We start from the raw sequence: 15,863 nt of genomic DNA on the forward strand, positions 1-15,863 counted from the left end.
CACCGATGGCAAAAAACTATCTTGTTATAGCGGTTTTTCGGCATAATTCCTTCTTTTTTATCTCTTTAAACCTGCAATGAGGTTGTTTTCACTTGAGTCCACTCCCCCAGCTGGCTTTAGCACCGATGGAAGGCGTCATGGACGCCAAGGCCCGTGATCTCTTAACTCAGCAGCCGGGCTGGGATTTTGCCGTAACTGAATTTGTTCGCGTCACACAAGAGCGTTTACCGGCGAAGGTCTATCATCGCCTCTGCCCTGAGCTGCGACAAAATGCCCGCACTGCCTCTGGAGTGCCAGTGCATTTGCAGCTGCTAGGGAGTGATCCTGAATGCCTGGCCATCAATGCGCAGGTGGCTGTGCGCTGTGGTGCTCAGGTGGTGGATTTAAACTTTGGTTGTCCTGCGAAAATTGTCAACCGTCATGGGGGTGGTGCGCGCTTACTGCGTGCGCCGGATCAGGTTTTTATGGCGGCTGAAGCCGTCGTCCAGGCCCTCGCGCACAAGGTCGATGCACAGGGTGCGCCGATTCGCGTGACGGCCAAAATGCGCCTTGGTGATGAGACCACAGATCTCGCGCTCGCCAATGCCCAAGCGCTGGAAGCCGCCGGTGTGGCTCAGCTGGTGGTGCATGCCCGCACGCGTTTGCAAGGTTATCGCCCACCAGCGCATTGGGAGTGGATCGGTAAGGTGGCCGATGCGGTGCGCCTGCCCGTACTGGCGAACGGTGATCTGTGGACCTTGGCTGATTATCAACGCTGCGTTGCTGTTTCAGGCGTCAAGGATGCGATGTTTGGACGCTCAGCGATGGCCGATCCTTGGCTGGCCGCAGAGATTAAAGCCAGCCTATCGGGTGAGCCACGGCCGCCAACTCAGCTGCGTGATGTGTTGGCTTTGATGGTCTCGAGTTTGCTTTTTGATGAGCACACGGCCGATAAGGTGAAGGTGATGCGCACTAAGCAGTGGCTACTGCTTTTAACCTACCGTTGGGGAGAAGCCGCCAGAGCGGTTTTTGATCAATGTAAGCGTTTGCAAAACACAGCGCAGATAGTGCAGTGCATTCAACTCGTGCTTAAGTCTGATTAAGGCGTTGCTGTTGCTGGTCAAGCGCCCACTGGCAGTGTTCAGCAACCAGTGGGTCGGCACCGATCGAAGAGGCTAGTTTGTGCTCAAGTGCTGCGATGACTTCTAACGAGGCAGGCGCATTCCCTAGAGCCACGGCAATATTACGCAGCCAGCGCGGATAGCCTAAGCGACGGATAGGTGAGCCTTCCGTGTTTTTCAAGAAGGTGGCCTCATCCCAGGCAAAGAGTGTCAGCAGGCTGGCTCGATCCAATGCATGTCGTGGATGAAAATCGGCTTCGGAGGTGGTCGGCGCAAAGCGGTTCCAAGGGCAGACCAGCTGGCAATCATCACAGCCATAGATCCGATTGCCGATCCCAGAACGCAAGTCTTCAGGAATACTGCCTTTGAGCTCAATCGTCAGATAACTGACACAGCGTCGCGCATCCATCTGCCCATCGCCAACAAAAGCTTGAGTTGGGCACACCTGATGGCAGGCCGTGCAAGCACCACAATGGTGGCGACTAAAGGGCGTGTCTGCTGGCAGGGGAAGACCAAGATAAATCTCGCCCAGAAAAAACCAGCTACCGGCCTTGGGGGTGATCAGCATGCAGTTCTTGCCTATCCAGCCAAGACCCGCCAGCTGCGCGATGCCTCTTTCCATGACCGGTGCTGAATCGGTGAAAGCTCGGTGCAGGGGCGCAGGAAAAGCCGCGGCCAGCTCAGGATTGGCCAGTGCCAGTTGGGTTACCTGTTCCGCCAGTTGCGCTAGACGCTTACGAATCAGCTTGTGGTAATCACGTCCAAGTGCATAGCGGCTCACATAGGCTAGGTTTTTATCGGCCAGCTGCTCCATGGCCTGGGTTTCAGGCGGCAGATAATCCATGCGCACACTGATGATTGATAAAACCCCTGGCTCCAAAGCCTGAGGATCAGCGCGCTTGTCGGCATGGCGGGCCATCCACTCCATTTCGCCGTGATAGCCAGCTGCCAGCCATGCGCGAAGATAAGCAGGATGCTCACCCAGATCAACCCCAGTGATGCCACAGGCAGAGAAGCCCAGCTCACGCGCTAGGCGTTTCACTTCTTGGCTCAGTTGAGCAAGGGCAAGATCGATGCTAGAAACAGTCACACAATACCTGGGGAGAGAGGGTCAAAGTAAGCCAAGGGGCGCCATGATAAGCTATTCAACCCACCTGAAACAAATGCACAGCGGTGGCTCGCCTGCTGGTCAGAGTTCATCGCTGAGAAAAGGAGAAAAGATGCGCATCGATTTCTTTAGTGCCCAGAAGTATGACCGTCAGTTTTTTGATGCTTTGAATCATCAGCAGCATCAACTCCACTATTGGGACGCACAGCTGAATGCTGAAACGGCGACCTTGGCACAGGGTGCGGATGCGGTGTGTGCTTTTGTCAATGATCAGCTGGATGCGGCTTGTCTTAGTGTTTTGCAGCAGTTAGGTGTGCGTTGGATAGCCTTGCGTTGCGCTGGTTTTAATCAGGTCGATCTGGCCGCAGCGGCTCGCCTTGGGTTGCCCGTGGTGCGCGTGCCGGCTTACTCGCCCGAAGCGGTGGCAGAGCACACTCTGGCCTTGATGCTGACTTTGAATCGCCATACTCATCGTGCTTTTAACCGCGTGCGTGAAAATAACTTTCAGCTTCAGGGACTCCTTGGTTTTACGCTGCATCGCAAAACCGTCGGTTTGATTGGCACTGGGCAAATTGGCATGGCCACCGCCCGTATTCTGGCCGGTTTTGGCTGCCGAATTCTTGCTTACGACCCCTATCCGCAATCTGAATTGACTGCTCTAGAAGGCCAGTATGTGAGCCAAGCTGAGCTTTTTGCACAGAGTGATGTGATCAGCCTGCATTGCCCGCTGACACCTGAGAATCACCATCTGGTGAATGCGAAGAGCCTGGCCCAGATGAAACCGGGCGTCATGCTGGTGAATACCAGTCGTGGCGGGTTGATTGATACCCAAGCCGCTTTGGATGCCTTGAAATCAGGCCAACTGGGTTATTTGGCATTGGATGTGTATGAGCAAGAAAGCAGCTTGTTTTTTCGAGACCTATCGGACAGTCTGCCAACAGATGATCTCCTCGCCCGCTTAATGACCTTCCCTAATGTGCTGATTACGGGTCATCAGGGCTTTTTTACGCATGAAGCCCTGACCGAAATCGCGCAGGTGACCCTGCGTAATCTTGAACAACTAGAGGCAACGGGGCGGTGTGACAACCAGGTCGGGTTACTCTAGGCTGCAGAAAGGCTACCCAGAGATTGTAATTGGGCCTTCAATTCCTGGGTAGAAATACTCTGGCAGCAGAGTTGAATTAAATGCACTGCAAAGCTGCGTAAATAGTGTCCTTGGCGTAGAGCAAGTTGCGTTGTTTTAAGTGGGAAAAGATTCGTTGAGTTCAGTAGCGCAAGATCACTATCTTTTTGTGGCTGCCAAGCGACCGAGGCAATGATGCCGATCCCCAATCCCAACTCCACGTAGGTTTTGATGACATCAGCATCCAGAGCCGACATGACGATATCTGGCTTCAGGCCGGCCTGTTCAAAAGCGAAATCTATTGATTGACGTCCAGTGTACCCTTGGTGGTAGGTGATGATTGAGTATTGGGCAACGGCTTCCAGTGTCAGATTTTTTTCTTCTAATAGCGGATGGTGTTTGGGTACCACCACAGCATGCTGCCAAGAATGAAAAGGAAAACAGACCAGTGATGGCTCATCATGCAGAGCTTCAGTGGCGATACCGATATCGACCTTCCCGGCCTTTAATAGGCTGACAATTTCTTCCGGCCCGCACTGGTGTAGCTCTAAGTGCACTCGAGGAAAGGTTTTCTTGAACTCAGTAATAATAGAAGGCAACACATAGCGAGCCTGGGTGTGAGTTGTGGCTAGACTGAGATGCCCTTCATCTTCTTCTGTGTATTGCTGAGCGACACGTTTGATGTTAGCGGTATCTAGCAGAATGCGTTCGACAACATCCAGAATTTCTCGCCCTGGACCAGTGAACCCCAGCAGACGCTTGCCTTTGCGCTCAAAGAGTTCGACGCCCAATTCATCTTCTAGGTCTTTAATATGTTTACTTACACCTGACTGTGATGTGAAAAGACTATTCGCGACCTCAGTCAAGTTGAAGTTCTGTCTTGCTGCCTCTCGTATAATTCGCAACTGCTGAAAGTTCATGGTGTGGTGACTTCTCTTTAACAGGAAAAAGTTTATTCTTTGGCGGAATAATAATCTTGCCTGTTTATATCTAAAAATATGATTTATGAATATCCATAGCAGTTTTTCTGCAAAGAATCAGCGTGCTCCTAGTTTAGGTTGTTTAGCATTTTTTGTGCTGAGCAATGCAGTTTTTATTCGTTTTTTTGAGAATCCTGGCGGCTTAGCATCTGCTTCAACCCTGTGATAAGAAACATAAATTTGGAGAAGCGTACGATGCTGAAAAAACTAGCTACAGCGGCTTTAACTTCCGTTCTTCTGGGAACCACCGCACTGGCAAGCGCCCAGACGGTGAGCTTGCTCAATGTGTCTTACGATCCTACTCGCGAGTTCTATCGCGAATACAACACCCATTTTGCGCAACTCTGGCGCCAAAGAACTGGACAGGCAGTGAATATTCGTCAGTCTCATGGTGGTTCAGGATCTCAGGCTCGCTCTGTTATTGATGGTTTGGATGCTGACGTCGTGACTTTAGCCTTAGCCTATGATGTTGATGCCTTGAATCAACGTGCTGATCTTATTCCTGACAATTGGCAGGATCGCCTTCCTTCTAATTCTTCACCTTATACCTCTACGATCGTTTTTTTAGTTCGCCAAGGCAATCCACTGAATATTCAGGACTGGGATGACCTAGTACGTGATGATGTACAAGTCATTACGCCTAACCCAAAGACCTCTGGTGGTGCACGTTGGAACTACCTTGCAGCCTACGGTTATGCTTTGCAACGCTATGGTGATCAAAGTGTGGCCCAAGACTTTGTGCAGCGTATTTTTAACAATGTACCCGTTTTAGACCCAGCAGCTCGCGGTGCCACCAACACCTTTGTACAGCGGCGTATCGGTGATGTGTTCATCGCTTGGGAAAACGAGGCTTTTCTTTCTGTTGAACAGCTAGGGCGGGGGCAGTATGAGATTGTTGTGCCTTCGGTGAGCATATTAGCTGAACCACCTGTCACGGTAGTCGATCGTAACGTGGATCGTAAAGGCACTCGTACCGTCGCCGAAGCCTATTTAGAAGAACTCTACTCTGATCAGGCGCAGCGTATTGCAGGTCGACACTTTTATCGTCCGAGCAATCCAGAAATTGCAGCTGAATTTGCGGATCGTTTCCCGAAAGTGAACTTCTTCACCATTGATGAAGTGTTTGGCGGCTGGGACAAGGCCCAGAACGATCACTTCAATGATGGCGGTATTTTTGATGCCATCCTGGAAAACATTGCGCGTAACCGCCGCTGATGTGAACTCTGCCCACAAGGAGGTGGGCACTGCTGAATCCCTGAGGGACCCATCACGGAGATTGTTAGTTTATGCCACTGTTCAAAAGACAACCCAGTGTACTGCCCGGCTTTCATCTGACGCTGGGTTTTTCTTTGTTGTATCTGACCTTTATCTTTTTTATCCCGGTTGGCGGGTTGTTGCTCTACACCAGCCTGATGAGCTGGGAAGAGTTCTGGCGTGCCATCAGCCATCCTCAGGTGGTGGCTTCTTACCGGCTGTCGTTTTTTGCTTCGCTGATTGGTGCCTCCATCAATCTGGTATTCGGTGCACTGGTGGCCTGGGTGCTGGTGCGTTACACCTTCCCCGGTAAACGTGTGGTGGATGCCCTGATCGACCTGCCGTTTGCCCTGCCAACCGCTGTGGCCGGTATTGCCCTGGTCACCCTTTATGCCAGCACCGGCTGGGTGGGTCAGTATCTGGAGGTCTTTGGCATCCGTGTCGCCTACACCCAACTGGGTGTGGTGGTGGCACTTACCTATATCGGGCTGCCTTTTGTGGTGCGAACCGTACAGCCAGTGCTGGAAGACTTTGAAAGCGAGCTGGAAGAAGCTTCGGCAGCACTGGGCGCTTCACGCCTGACCACCCTGCGCCGGGTGATTTTTCCTACCCTGCTGCCAGCTCTGCTGACCGGCTTTTCCCTGGCCTTTGCACGGGCGCTGGGTGAGTACGGATCAGTGGTTTTCATCTCCGGCAACATGCCCTACCTGACTGAAATCACGCCCTTGCTGATAGTCGCCAAAGCTGAACAGTACGACTACAACGGTGCTGCCGCCATCGGCACCGTGATGTTACTGGCTGCCTTTGTATTGCTGATCATCATCAATGGCCTGCAATGGTGGTCCAGCCGCCGTTTTGCCCACTGAGAAGGGAGATTCATTTCATGTCGTCATCCATCCCCGCAAACACGGCGCTGACACTGGATCGGGCCGGAAGCTGGAAACGCGCCACCGAAGAACCGGACTGGGTACGTCTGTCACTGATTGCTGTGGCACTGAGTTTTCTGGCTCTGTTTCTGGTACTTCCGCTGCTGGTGGTGCTGTACGGTGCCTTTGAACAGGGCTTAGGCGTATGGTACGCCGCCGTCACCGAGCCGGATGCTGCCCACGCCATCCGGCTGACACTATTGGTGGTGGTGATTGTGGTACCCATCAATATGGTGTTTGGTGTGGCCATTGCCTGGGCCATCGCCAAGTTTGAATTCCGTGGCAAACCCCTGCTGCTGGCTGTAATTGATCTGCCTTTTGCCATTTCTCCTGTGGTGGTCGGTTTGATCTTTGTAATTCTGTTCGGCTCGCAGGGTTGGCTGGGTGACTGGCTGAGTGCTCACAACCTGCGCATCATTTTTGCCGTACCCGGCATTGTCATTGTCATTGCCTTCGGCACCCTGCCGTTTGTCGCGCGTGAACTGATTCCGCTGATGCAACAACAGGGCAAACAGGAAGAAGAAGCCTCGCTGACACTGGGTGCCAGCGGCTGGAAAACCTTCTGGTATGTCACCCTGCCCAACATCAAGTGGGGCCTGATTTACGGTGTCATCCTGTGTAACGCCCGCGCCATGGGGGAGTTTGGTGCCGTGGCCATTGTTTCCGGTCGCATTCGCGGTGAAACCAACACCATGCCCCTGCACATCGAAGTGCTTTACAACGAATACATGTTCACTGCCGCTTTTGCCGTGTCTTCGATTCTCACCGGTCTGGCACTGGTTACCATCGCGGTGAAAAGTTTTGTCGAATGGCATGAACATCGCAGCGGCGAAACTGGCTCATCCCATTAAAGATTACAGGACACCCTCATGAGCATCCGAGTCAATCAGATTAACAAGCGTTTTAAAGACTTTGTCGCCGTTGACAATGTCTCACTGGATCTGCCCGAAGGACAACTGACCGCTTTGCTGGGGCCATCCGGTTCTGGCAAAACCACCCTGCTGCGCATCATTGCCGGACTGGAGCAGGCTGATTCCGGTAGCATTGAGTTTCACGGTGAAGACCAGACCCACCAACACGTCAGCGAGCGGGGTGTGGGCTTTGTATTCCAGCACTATGCCTTGTTCAAACACATGACGGTTTTTGAAAACGTCGCCTATGGTCTGACCGTCAAGCCTCGTAAACTGAGACCTTCCAAAGAAGCCATCCGCAAAAAAGTTATGGATTTGCTCGAACTGGTGCAGCTGGACTGGACAGCGCACCGCTTCCCCAATCAGTTATCCGGTGGCCAGCGTCAGCGCATTGCTTTGGCGCGTGCTCTGGCAGTGGAGCCCAAGGTACTGCTGCTGGATGAACCCTTCGGTGCGTTGGATGCCAAGGTACGGGCTGAACTGCGCAGCTGGTTGCGCCGTCTGCACGATGAAATTCACGTCACCAGTGTCTTTGTCACCCATGATCAGGAAGAGGCCCTGGAAGTTGCGGATCGCATTGTGGTGATGAACCACGGGCGGGTTGAACAGGAAGGCAGCCCGGAAGAGGTTTATGATCACCCGGCCAATCCTTTTGTTTATCAGTTCCTTGGCAAGGTTAACCTGTTTCATGCACGCGTGGATCAGGGACAGACCCAGATAGGTGAGCTGCAACTGGCTACTCCTCATCTCAGTGATGCTGCATCTCAGGAGGGGCTGGCCTATATTCGTCCACATGAAATTGAACTGAAAGCAAACAACCCAGAAGGGGATGGCCTGCATGCGATGATCGAAAACGTCACCGTTATCGGGCACACCGTGCGGGTTGAACTCAAGGCCGACGCAGCACCCAACCTGATCACTGCCGAATTACCAAAACAACAGTTCCGAGCACTGGGTCTGTTGCAGGGTGATGAAGCTTGGATCAAACCGCTGAACAGCAAAGTGTTTCTGAAAGAGTCCAACTCGGCGGCCTGAGCCGCCGAGTGACCGGTATCAACGCATGGCTCAGGGATGAGCCAACAATAACCTGAAGACCAAAAATACACTACTTCGTATTTTTTAATACATGCTATCCTATACACAATAAAGCACAAAATAGTGCAGAGGTGTTTTATGAGCATGCATGTAATACTTGCCGAAAAAACCGTCAGCATGACGGACTTACGCAAAAACCCAGCCCAGTACTTTATTAACGAGCCAGTTGCGGTATTGTCCAACAACAAACCTGCCGGTTACATGGTATCTGCTGCCGTTTTCGAACAGCTGCTAAAGGCCGCTGAACAACAGGGAGTACAAACCTTCCGTTCCCGCTTTCGTCCAGAAGAAACCCGGCTCAAGGAAATTGCTGAACAGGGTGCTTCCTTACTGGACAGCGCTTCTGATCAAGACCTGGTGTTTGTGGAATGATCCGGGTGTTTGCCAGTCCGTTGCTGAAACAGCAACTACCCAAACAAGAGCTGGAGAATCTATTGAGTGACTTCAGGCAATACAAGGATTCTGGTGTATTGCCTGATACCTTCGGCAAAGATGTTCCTTATGATCACCCGAACAATCTGCCACTGATCCGCAGCGAAGAAGTTCAACACCTGCATTTGAAACCTGCAAATACTCCTGATTGGCCAGCCCATCTTGCTCCCTTCCGAAGAACCAGCGATATTCATCTGGTCTATTGTCAGGGTGCAATCCACCCGCAGTATTACTACTTAATGTTGATTCTTGCGCCTGATGCGCACCAACAGGCTCGAGATAACAACAGAATGTTCAAGCTGGCCAGAATGGCAGAAAGCTTTCGGCAGCATTACTGAACCCGTTTTGGACACAGTAATGCCGGTGGTTTAGAGTGAATCATGCAACTACGCCAGGGTGGCGATGGACACTTCAGTGGATTTCACCAATGCCAGTACCGGTGTGCCCACCTGCAACCCCAGCTCTTTCACTGAACGGGTGGTGATGACTGAAGTGACAATTCCCGAAGGGGTTTCCACATCCACTTCCGAGACCACCGGACCTTCAATGATTTCCTTCACCACGCCCTGAAACTGATTGCGGGCATTGACTGATTTGATGCTCATATTGTTTCCTCATAAAAGGGTTGGTTACCAAGACCAGCGTAGTTGCGCCAGTTGATGGCCTTCCGGCGCGGATTCGCCGGACTGTTGCTGCAATACCCGGCTCAATACCTGACCGGACAGCGTAGCCACTGCCGGGCTGGAAGGCTCACGTGGACGCTTCAGCGGAATCGCTTGATCCAGCCCAACCTGTCCTTCCTCCAATACAATCACTCGATCACCCAGTTGTACCGCTTCCGCCACATCATGGGTCACCAGTACCACGGTAAAGCCGTGACGCTGCCACAGGCGCTCAATCAGTTGTTGCATTTCCAGTCGGGTCAGGGCATCCAGCGCACCTAGGGGTTCATCCAGCAACAGCAGACGCGGCTGATGAATCAAGGCACGCGCCAGCGCTACCCTTTGCCGCTGACCACCGGATAACTGTGCAGGCCAGGCATCGGCCTTCTCTGCAAGGCCAACCTCAGCCAACACTTGCTGTGCTCGCGGCTTCCAGTCGCCCTTGAGCCCCAGGCCGACATTTTCGATCACGCTTTTCCAGGGTAGCAGTCGATCATCCTGAAACATTAGCCGCACATCCTCGCGCAACGTGGTCAGCGGCTGGCTATTCAGCAATATCTCACCATCACTAGGCGCATCCAGTCCGGCCAGCAGGCGCAACAGGGTGCTTTTTCCGCAACCACTGCGCCCAACCAATGCCACAAACTCTCCGGCCTGTATTTCCAGATCGATGCCTTTGAGTACTTGCAACTCACCAAAATGACGTTTTAATCCTTGCAAGCGTATGGGGTGTCCTGTCACTGCTGGTTTTGGTTCTACCGCAGCATTCATCAGGCTTTTCCTCCGTTTAGGTAGGTGGGGTTCCAGCGCAGAAAATAACGCTCTATGCCACGCACCAGCACATCCGCTAGTTTGCCTAGCAGGGCATAGAGCAGTAGTGTCAGCACCACAATATCTGTCTGCATGAACTCGCGGGCACTCATCGCTAGATAACCGATGCCGGAGCTGGCGGCAATGGTTTCTGCCACGATCAGTGTCAGCCACATAAAGCCCAGTGCATAACGGACGCCCACAAGAATGCTGGATAGAGCACCAGGTAGAATCACCTGACGAAACAGTTCGACATTGCCCAAACCGTAAGAGCGCCCCATTTCCACCAATCCGGTATCCACCGAACGTATGCCGTGCAGGGTGTTGATATAGATTGGGAAAAAGGTGCCCAGCGCAACCAGAAATAACTTGCCCGCTTCATCTATGCCAAACCACAGAATCACCAGCGGTATCAAGGCCAGATGTGGCACGTTACGGATCATCTGGATCAGGCTATCCAGCAGTCGTTCGGAAATCCGAAAAGCACCATTTAGCAAGCCTAGCGCCAGCCCAATGCTACCGCCGATCAGAAACCCCCAACCAGCACGGACAAAGCTGGCCCAGAGGTGAGTCAACAGCTCACCCGTGAGCAGCAAACCCCAGGCAGCTGCTAGCACGTCAGAAGGTGCAGGAGCAATGCGCGTCGAAATCCAACCGTTCTGCACGGCCAGTTGCCAGATCACAACCAGCAGTAGCGGTATCAGCCAAGGCAAGAGCGGATCACCGTAGCGTGCTACTAAGGATTGTCTTGGATGATTCATCGGTTTATTTCCTTTTGCATATCAGGGTTGCCAGATGACTGAAGAGACATCTAGTCGTGTTGGTATCAGCCGTAAATCTGCAAAGGTATCCGCAATCGCCTGTTGGTTAGCCAACACTTCGGCAGACAGAGGCCATTGCACGCCGTAGCCGTAATTGCGCAATGCGGATTCAGTGATGCTCTCAGTCAGCGCGATCTGGGGTGCCAGAATCTGCGCCGCCTCAGAAAAATTTTGTATAACCCACTCACCGGTGGTACGCACTTCTTCCAGTGTCCACAGCAGCACTTCGGGATGGCGGTTGGCATAATGACGGGTGGAAAGATAGAAATTGTAGTTTTGCACCACATCACTGCCATCCACCAGCACGCGGGCGTTGGTCTGGGCAATGGCTGCTGCAGCAAAGGGGTCCCAGATCACCCAAGCATCAATCGAGCCATTCTCGAAAGCAGCCCGTGCTTCAGCTGGGGGCAAGAAAACAACACGCACATCTGAGTAAGCGATGCCTTCGTTTTCTAGCAGGCGCACCAGCAGGTAGTGCACGTTGGAGCCACGATTCAATGCAACACGCTTACCTTTCAGGTCCTTGACGCTGCGAATGCTGGAATTTTGTGGTACTAGTACTTTTTCTGCTTGGGGTGCTGGTGGTTCATTGGCGACATACACTAGGTCGGCTCTTGCCGCCTGAGCAAAAACTGGTGGTGTTTCCCCTACGCAGGCAAAGTCAATACTGCCAACATTCAGACCTTCCAGCATTTGTGGCCCAGCAGTGAATTCAATCCAACGAGTGGAAACTCCAGCGGCACTGAGGCGTGCATCTAAATTACCGCGGGCACGCAGAATCGCCAGATTAGAACCCTTTTGCCAGCCAATACGAAACTCTCTTGCCTGAGTGGTCTGGGCGCGTGCTCCCACAGACCAACTGGCAGTGGTTGCTCCCAGAACACTGGCCGCCACAGCGAGCGAAAGGCTGGAGCGCAGGAACCAGCGCCGATTTCCGATCGCATCCAGTGATGATTGATCCGAGGTCTTTTGTATTTGCTGCTCATTCATGATTTTGCCTTTCCAGAAGAGGGGTGAAATAAAATGCGTTAGAAATAAGCCAAGCCTGGTACACCCAGTAGGGCGCTTGGTTTCTGCCGTGTTGGCTCCGCCACCTGCAGATCCAGAGATTCCAGCACCTCCTCAGCCGCCAGTGCCAAACGTTGTTGCAGGGCTTCGCTCAGTTGGTAGCTACCGTAACCATCCTTTTTCAAATCCTGATCACTGACGTATACACCCGGCAATTGCGAGCGACTTCCTAGGGTGGCCAGAACTGGCTTCAACACATAATCCAGTACCAACAAATGAGCATTGGAACCACCGGTTGCCAATGACAGGGCCAGCTTGTTTTTCAGTCCTTGCTCGGGAATCACATCCAGCAGCAGCTTCAAGCCGCCAGAATAAGCCGCCTTATAAACCGGGGTAGCAAACACGACTGCATCCGCCTCACGAATGGACTGCTGAAAAGCCTTGATGCTCGGATTATCAAACTGGGTATAAACCAGTGCAGATGGATCAAAATCATCCAGCGTCCAGCTTTTCACCTGCGTTCCGGCATCTTTCAGAATCGACTCAAGCTTTCTCAGTAGAAAAATCGAGCGGGATTGTTCCGCTGGGCTGGCTGCGATGGTAACGATGTTCATGGAACCTCCTGATATTGAATTCACGCCAGAAAGCTACCATGCACAAAACCAGTAAAATAAATAATAAAAAACGCTTTGTTATGCAGAAATAAAACAAAGCTGAATCAGTATAAAAATTGCTAAGCAATGCAAGAAAATTCGTTTGTTTTGTGGGATTTAAAAAAGAAAAATGAATAAACGAAAAGTGGACTGACAACCAAGTGAGCCCATTGAATGAATCAATTAAATAAGAGGCATTGCCATGAGTCTTGAAGTTTTCTGGTTTTTACCCACTTCCGGTGATACTCGCTATCTGGGGGCCACCAATACCGGTCGCCCTGCAACTAATGGTTACCTGCGCCAGATTGCGACTACAGCTGAATATCTGGGTTATGACGGCCTGCTGATACCAACAGGTGCCAGCTGTCTTGATCCTTGGGTAGTGGCTTCTTCGCTGGTGCCGGTGACCAGCCGCATCAAACTGCTGGTGGCCTTGCGCACCTCGATCAGCGGCCCCACCGCCAATGCCCGTCAGGCAGCCACCCTGGATCAAGCTCTGAATGGTCGTTTGCTGCTGAATGTGGTGCCCGGTGGTGATGCTACTGAGCTGGCCGCGGAAGGGGTTTATCTGAGCCACGATGAGCGTTATGAAGCCGCTGACGAGTTCCTGACTGTGTGGAAAAAGGTACTGGAAGGGGAAACCGTCGACTTTGAAGGCAAGCATCACATCATCAAGGGTGCCCGCAACTTTTTCCCACCAGTACAGAAACCCTATCCGCCGCTGTATTTTGGTGGCTCTTCCGAAGCCGCCCATGAGCTGGCCGGTCAACATGTGGATGCCTATTTAAGCTGGGGTGAGCCGCCAGCAGCCGTGGCTGAAAAAATTGCTGATGTGCGTGCAAAAGCGGCCAAATACGGTCGTACCCTGCGCTTTGGATTGCGGTTACATGTGATTGTGCGTGAAACGCGAGAAGAAGCCTGGGCAGCCGCCAACCGTCTGATCGAACACCTGGATGATGAAACCATTGCCAGAGCGCAGGAGAACTTCTCTCGCATGGATTCAGTTGGACAGCAACGGATTAGTGCCCTGCATGGCGGCAAGCGTGATCAACTGGAAGTCAGTCCTGATTTGTGGGCCGGTGTCGGTCTGGTGCGCGGTGGTGCCGGTACCGCGCTGGTGGGTGATCCACAAACCATCGTCAAGCGCTTGCAGGAATATCAGGATTTGGGTGTGGATACTTTTGTGCTGTCCGGTTATCCGCATCTGGAAGAGGCTGTGCGTTTTGCTGAACTGGTGTTCCCACTGCTGCCCGGTAAAAAAGCCATCAATGCAGAAGGTGTCTTCACCGGTGGTGCCTTTGATGGGCGTGCCACTCATCGCTCAACCTGAATCACGGAGAATAGCGGCCTCATGACTTCACCCAAAATAATCGACCTGCGTTGCCGTCCAGCTTTTCTGCACGATTTTTTTGGTGCCAACCCGGGTTCGCTCGGGTATGAAACGGCTTGCCATCCTGATGCTGCTGTCTATTACCCCATTTATGAGGCGTGCTCACGTCTGGGTGTACCGGCTTTTCTGATGCCTCTGCTCACCATTCAGGTGCTGGCTGCGAGTTTCGATGCCCTCACAAACCACGCGAGCGCCCAGGTCATGAATCATGCCGCAGCAGGCGGCAGGTATTCACCACTGACCTTATCAACCGGACGCAACAAGGCTTCATGGGCTTCCGGCTGTAAGGTAGCAGCATTCAGCAGTGGCTGAAAAAAACTCTGCAATTGCAGGTGCGCAAAAAAACCGCTGATACCTTCAGGCGTTTTCTGTAGCGGATCAGTGCATCCCCAGATTTTGTGTTGTTCATTTTGAAAGTGTTGTTGCAAGGCATCTAGGGCAAGGTTCATTTTCTTTCCCAAAAAAAGCCGCCATTGTTGGCGGCAAAGTCTGACAATGATGAGGACACACCAAGTTACAGACCCAACCCCATCTCGGAGTGTAAACGACGGTTCTGAGCAAAAAGCTGACCTGCCTTTCCTGCGGTGATCAACTGCTGAAGATCACTGCTGTTGAGCAATGAGCCGCTGACCAGTTGAAAACCAAGATCCAGTAACAGATTCAGTTCCGCGGCTGTTGCAACACCTTCAACCAGCGTTTGCAGGTCATAGCAATCAGCCACTTTCGACCACTTACGAACCAGTATCCAGTCCGTATTCTTCTGCTGTAAATATTGCAGATTCAGTGATACCCACTGTACACCCAAGTCTTTTAACAGGCTTAACTGAGGTAAGTTTGGTTGCTCACAGGCAGCCAGAAGACTGTAACCACGAGCTGCAAAGCTGCTGATGGCCTGCCCTATACCGCTGCAATCATCGCAGGTCGGCAGGTTCAGGCGCAGGATAATCTGCGCTGGTGCCAACCCAAGGCTGGACAACAAACCTTCAAATACCTGGCCGTGCCCGCTGGGTACAGCACTCAGATGGCGAGCGTGCACATCCAGTATCAGTTGCTCTGTGGCACCCTGATGCTGCTGGTTGACATGGTGCAGCGCGTGCAGGGTACGCAGGAAACGATCCAGGAAAATCACATCTTCCGCATCCCAGGTTTGTAAATACAGCACTTCAACTGGTTGCTGCCTTCCAGAGGAATTCGTTACCAGTAGATGACTGTCACTGGCAACGCGTTGTGCATTGGCAATACGAAAAACACGGCTTTGTACTGGGGTGAGTCGCAGCTCGCCTAATTGGGCATAAACAGCCTGCTGCTCATACTCCAATGAAGCGTGGCGACTCAATGCTGCACTGGGATGTAGTGTTTTTAATTGCTGATTCAGATGTTCGATAACAAAGGTTAATGGCATGGCGCTGCTCCAGAAAAACGGTTGAAGGCGTAACAGATGGCAAGTAACAGCAACACATTCGTAGGTTTTTCATGGCAAGCACTCACTCTGTTCTTTTCAGTTCGATCAATTTAATGCGGCAGCGCATGGATCCCAACCAAGAAAAACTGCGTTCCATATTCTTTTTTGCGATGAATGGCTCTTCTTTT

18 protein-coding genes are annotated in these 15,863 nt (G+C 52.2%); 9 read left to right on the forward strand and 9 right to left on the reverse strand.

All coding sequences use genetic code 11. From position 1 onward, the window contains the following. The first annotated feature begins 92 nt into the window (after positions 1 to 92). Positions 93 to 1,082, forward strand: a complete 990-nt coding sequence (locus tag V6U78_RS01245) for a tRNA dihydrouridine synthase (protein WP_405336380.1) — start codon at positions 93 to 95, stop codon at positions 1,080 to 1,082. Here V6U78_RS01245 and queG read toward each other — a convergent pair. Continuing rightward, positions 1,069 to 2,190, reverse strand: coding sequence for a tRNA epoxyqueuosine(34) reductase QueG (queG, locus tag V6U78_RS01250; protein ID WP_405336382.1), 1,122 nt, complete (start codon positions 2,188 to 2,190; stop codon positions 1,069 to 1,071). The genes V6U78_RS01245 and queG overlap by 14 nt on opposite strands. Before the next feature lie 130 nt (positions 2,191 to 2,320). Here queG and V6U78_RS01255 point away from each other — a divergent pair, with 130 nt between their 5' ends. After that, entirely contained in the window at positions 2,321 to 3,313 is a 993-nt protein-coding gene (locus tag V6U78_RS01255; protein WP_405336384.1) for a 2-hydroxyacid dehydrogenase, read from the forward strand. Here the strand turns inward: V6U78_RS01255 and V6U78_RS01260 are convergent. Continuing rightward, complete coding sequence (locus tag V6U78_RS01260) at positions 3,310 to 4,251, reverse strand: CysB family HTH-type transcriptional regulator (RefSeq protein ID WP_405336386.1); 942 nt, start codon at positions 4,249 to 4,251, stop codon at positions 3,310 to 3,312. The two genes, V6U78_RS01255 and V6U78_RS01260, sit on opposite strands and share 4 nt — an antisense overlap. 255 nt (positions 4,252 to 4,506) lie before the next feature. Here V6U78_RS01260 and V6U78_RS01265 point away from each other — a divergent pair, with 255 nt between their 5' ends. From V6U78_RS01265 to V6U78_RS01290, 6 genes are all read left to right on the forward strand, one after another. Next, positions 4,507 to 5,526 carry a sulfate ABC transporter substrate-binding protein gene (locus V6U78_RS01265; RefSeq protein WP_405336388.1) on the forward strand — a complete coding sequence of 340 codons (1,020 nt, stop codon included), beginning with the start codon at positions 4,507 to 4,509 and terminating at the stop codon, positions 5,524 to 5,526. 71 nt (positions 5,527 to 5,597) lie between these two features. After that, positions 5,598 to 6,431 (forward strand): sulfate ABC transporter permease subunit CysT, encoded by an 834-nt coding sequence (cysT, locus tag V6U78_RS01270; protein WP_405336390.1) that lies wholly within the window; start codon positions 5,598 to 5,600, stop codon positions 6,429 to 6,431. Between the two features lie 17 nt (positions 6,432 to 6,448). After that, positions 6,449 to 7,342, forward strand: a complete 894-nt coding sequence (cysW, locus tag V6U78_RS01275; RefSeq protein WP_405336392.1) for a sulfate ABC transporter permease subunit CysW — start codon at positions 6,449 to 6,451, stop codon at positions 7,340 to 7,342. 18 nt (positions 7,343 to 7,360) lie between these two features. Next, positions 7,361 to 8,437 carry a sulfate/molybdate ABC transporter ATP-binding protein gene (locus V6U78_RS01280; protein WP_405336394.1) on the forward strand — a complete coding sequence of 359 codons (1,077 nt, stop codon included), beginning with the start codon at positions 7,361 to 7,363 and terminating at the stop codon, positions 8,435 to 8,437. Positions 8,438 to 8,581: 144 nt separating this feature from the next. Continuing rightward, positions 8,582 to 8,869 carry a type I toxin-antitoxin system antitoxin YafN gene (yafN, locus tag V6U78_RS01285; RefSeq protein WP_072324843.1) on the forward strand — a complete coding sequence of 96 codons (288 nt, stop codon included), beginning with the start codon at positions 8,582 to 8,584 and terminating at the stop codon, positions 8,867 to 8,869. Continuing rightward, positions 8,866 to 9,267, forward strand: a complete 402-nt coding sequence (locus V6U78_RS01290; RefSeq protein ID WP_405336396.1) for a type II toxin-antitoxin system YafO family toxin — start codon at positions 8,866 to 8,868, stop codon at positions 9,265 to 9,267. The genes yafN and V6U78_RS01290 overlap by 4 nt, the downstream gene beginning before the upstream one ends. Positions 9,268 to 9,315: 48 nt before the next feature. Here the strand turns inward: V6U78_RS01290 and V6U78_RS01295 are convergent, their stop codons facing one another. The 5 genes from V6U78_RS01295 to ssuE are packed head-to-tail and all read right to left on the reverse strand — an operon-like array spanning position 9,316 to position 12,844. Beyond that, complete coding sequence (locus tag V6U78_RS01295) at positions 9,316 to 9,534, reverse strand: TOBE domain-containing protein (RefSeq protein ID WP_292256377.1); 219 nt, start codon at positions 9,532 to 9,534, stop codon at positions 9,316 to 9,318. A 24-nt stretch (positions 9,535 to 9,558) separates the two neighbouring features. Further along, positions 9,559 to 10,362, reverse strand: a complete 804-nt coding sequence (locus V6U78_RS01300) for an ATP-binding cassette domain-containing protein (RefSeq protein WP_405336398.1) — start codon at positions 10,360 to 10,362, stop codon at positions 9,559 to 9,561. After that, on the reverse strand, positions 10,362 to 11,162 hold the full coding sequence (ssuC, locus tag V6U78_RS01305; RefSeq protein ID WP_405336400.1) for an aliphatic sulfonate ABC transporter permease SsuC: 801 nt from the start codon (positions 11,160 to 11,162) through the stop codon (positions 10,362 to 10,364). The genes V6U78_RS01300 and ssuC overlap by 1 nt, the downstream gene beginning before the upstream one ends. Before the next feature lie 21 nt (positions 11,163 to 11,183). Further along, the gene (locus tag V6U78_RS01310) at positions 11,184 to 12,212 is read right to left on the reverse strand and encodes a sulfonate ABC transporter substrate-binding protein (protein ID WP_405336402.1); all 1,029 of its coding nucleotides are present in this window, start codon (positions 12,210 to 12,212) and stop codon (positions 11,184 to 11,186) included. A 38-nt stretch (positions 12,213 to 12,250) separates the two neighbouring features. Then, the gene (gene ssuE / locus V6U78_RS01315; protein WP_405336404.1) at positions 12,251 to 12,844 is read right to left on the reverse strand and encodes an NADPH-dependent FMN reductase; all 594 of its coding nucleotides are present in this window, start codon (positions 12,842 to 12,844) and stop codon (positions 12,251 to 12,253) included. A 241-nt stretch (positions 12,845 to 13,085) separates the two neighbouring features. Here ssuE and ssuD point away from each other — a divergent pair, with 241 nt between their 5' ends. Beyond that, positions 13,086 to 14,213: an FMNH2-dependent alkanesulfonate monooxygenase gene (ssuD, locus tag V6U78_RS01320; protein ID WP_405336406.1), complete on the forward strand. Its 1,128-nt coding sequence runs from the start codon at positions 13,086 to 13,088 to the stop codon at positions 14,211 to 14,213. A gap of 266 nt (positions 14,214 to 14,479) precedes the next feature. Here the strand turns inward: ssuD and V6U78_RS01325 are convergent, their stop codons facing one another. After that, positions 14,480 to 14,722 carry a hypothetical protein gene (locus tag V6U78_RS01325; protein WP_405336408.1) on the reverse strand — a complete coding sequence of 81 codons (243 nt, stop codon included), beginning with the start codon at positions 14,720 to 14,722 and terminating at the stop codon, positions 14,480 to 14,482. 65 nt (positions 14,723 to 14,787) lie between these two features. Continuing rightward, a complete protein-coding gene (locus V6U78_RS01330) occupies positions 14,788 to 15,675 on the reverse strand; it encodes a hypothetical protein (RefSeq protein ID WP_405336410.1) in 888 nt (295 codons plus the stop codon). Positions 15,676 to 15,863: the final 188 nt, after the last annotated feature.

This window comes from Marinospirillum alkalitolerans (assembly GCF_045055655.1).
Classification (GTDB): domain Bacteria; phylum Pseudomonadota; class Gammaproteobacteria; order Pseudomonadales; family Halomonadaceae; genus Marinospirillum; species Marinospirillum alkalitolerans.

Bases quoted from the DNA above. Each gene is read 5' to 3' on its own strand.
- ssuE (WP_405336404.1), bottom strand. From the start codon at position 12,844: ATGAACATCGTTACCATCGCAGCCAGCCCAGCGGAACAATCCCGCTCG.
- cysW (WP_405336392.1), top strand. From the start codon at position 6,449: ATGTCGTCATCCATCCCCGCAAACACGGCGCTGACACTGGATCGGGCC.
- V6U78_RS01265 (WP_405336388.1), top strand. From the start codon at position 4,507: ATGCTGAAAAAACTAGCTACAGCGGCTTTAACTTCCGTTCTTCTGGGA.
- yafN (WP_072324843.1), top strand. From the start codon at position 8,582: ATGCATGTAATACTTGCCGAAAAAACCGTCAGCATGACGGACTTACGC.
- V6U78_RS01330 (WP_405336410.1), bottom strand. From the start codon at position 15,675: ATGCCATTAACCTTTGTTATCGAACATCTGAATCAGCAATTAAAAACA.
- cysT (WP_405336390.1), top strand. From the start codon at position 5,598: ATGCCACTGTTCAAAAGACAACCCAGTGTACTGCCCGGCTTTCATCTG.
- V6U78_RS01260 (WP_405336386.1), bottom strand. From the start codon at position 4,251: ATGAACTTTCAGCAGTTGCGAATTATACGAGAGGCAGCAAGACAGAAC.
- V6U78_RS01310 (WP_405336402.1), bottom strand. From the start codon at position 12,212: ATGAATGAGCAGCAAATACAAAAGACCTCGGATCAATCATCACTGGAT.
- V6U78_RS01290 (WP_405336396.1), top strand. From the start codon at position 8,866: ATGATCCGGGTGTTTGCCAGTCCGTTGCTGAAACAGCAACTACCCAAA.
- ssuC (WP_405336400.1), bottom strand. From the start codon at position 11,162: ATGAATCATCCAAGACAATCCTTAGTAGCACGCTACGGTGATCCGCTC.
- ssuD (WP_405336406.1), top strand. From the start codon at position 13,086: ATGAGTCTTGAAGTTTTCTGGTTTTTACCCACTTCCGGTGATACTCGC.
- V6U78_RS01255 (WP_405336384.1), top strand. From the start codon at position 2,321: ATGCGCATCGATTTCTTTAGTGCCCAGAAGTATGACCGTCAGTTTTTT.
- V6U78_RS01325 (WP_405336408.1), bottom strand. From the start codon at position 14,722: ATGAACCTTGCCCTAGATGCCTTGCAACAACACTTTCAAAATGAACAA.
- V6U78_RS01295 (WP_292256377.1), bottom strand. From the start codon at position 9,534: ATGAGCATCAAATCAGTCAATGCCCGCAATCAGTTTCAGGGCGTGGTG.
- V6U78_RS01300 (WP_405336398.1), bottom strand. From the start codon at position 10,362: ATGAATGCTGCGGTAGAACCAAAACCAGCAGTGACAGGACACCCCATA.
- V6U78_RS01280 (WP_405336394.1), top strand. From the start codon at position 7,361: ATGAGCATCCGAGTCAATCAGATTAACAAGCGTTTTAAAGACTTTGTC.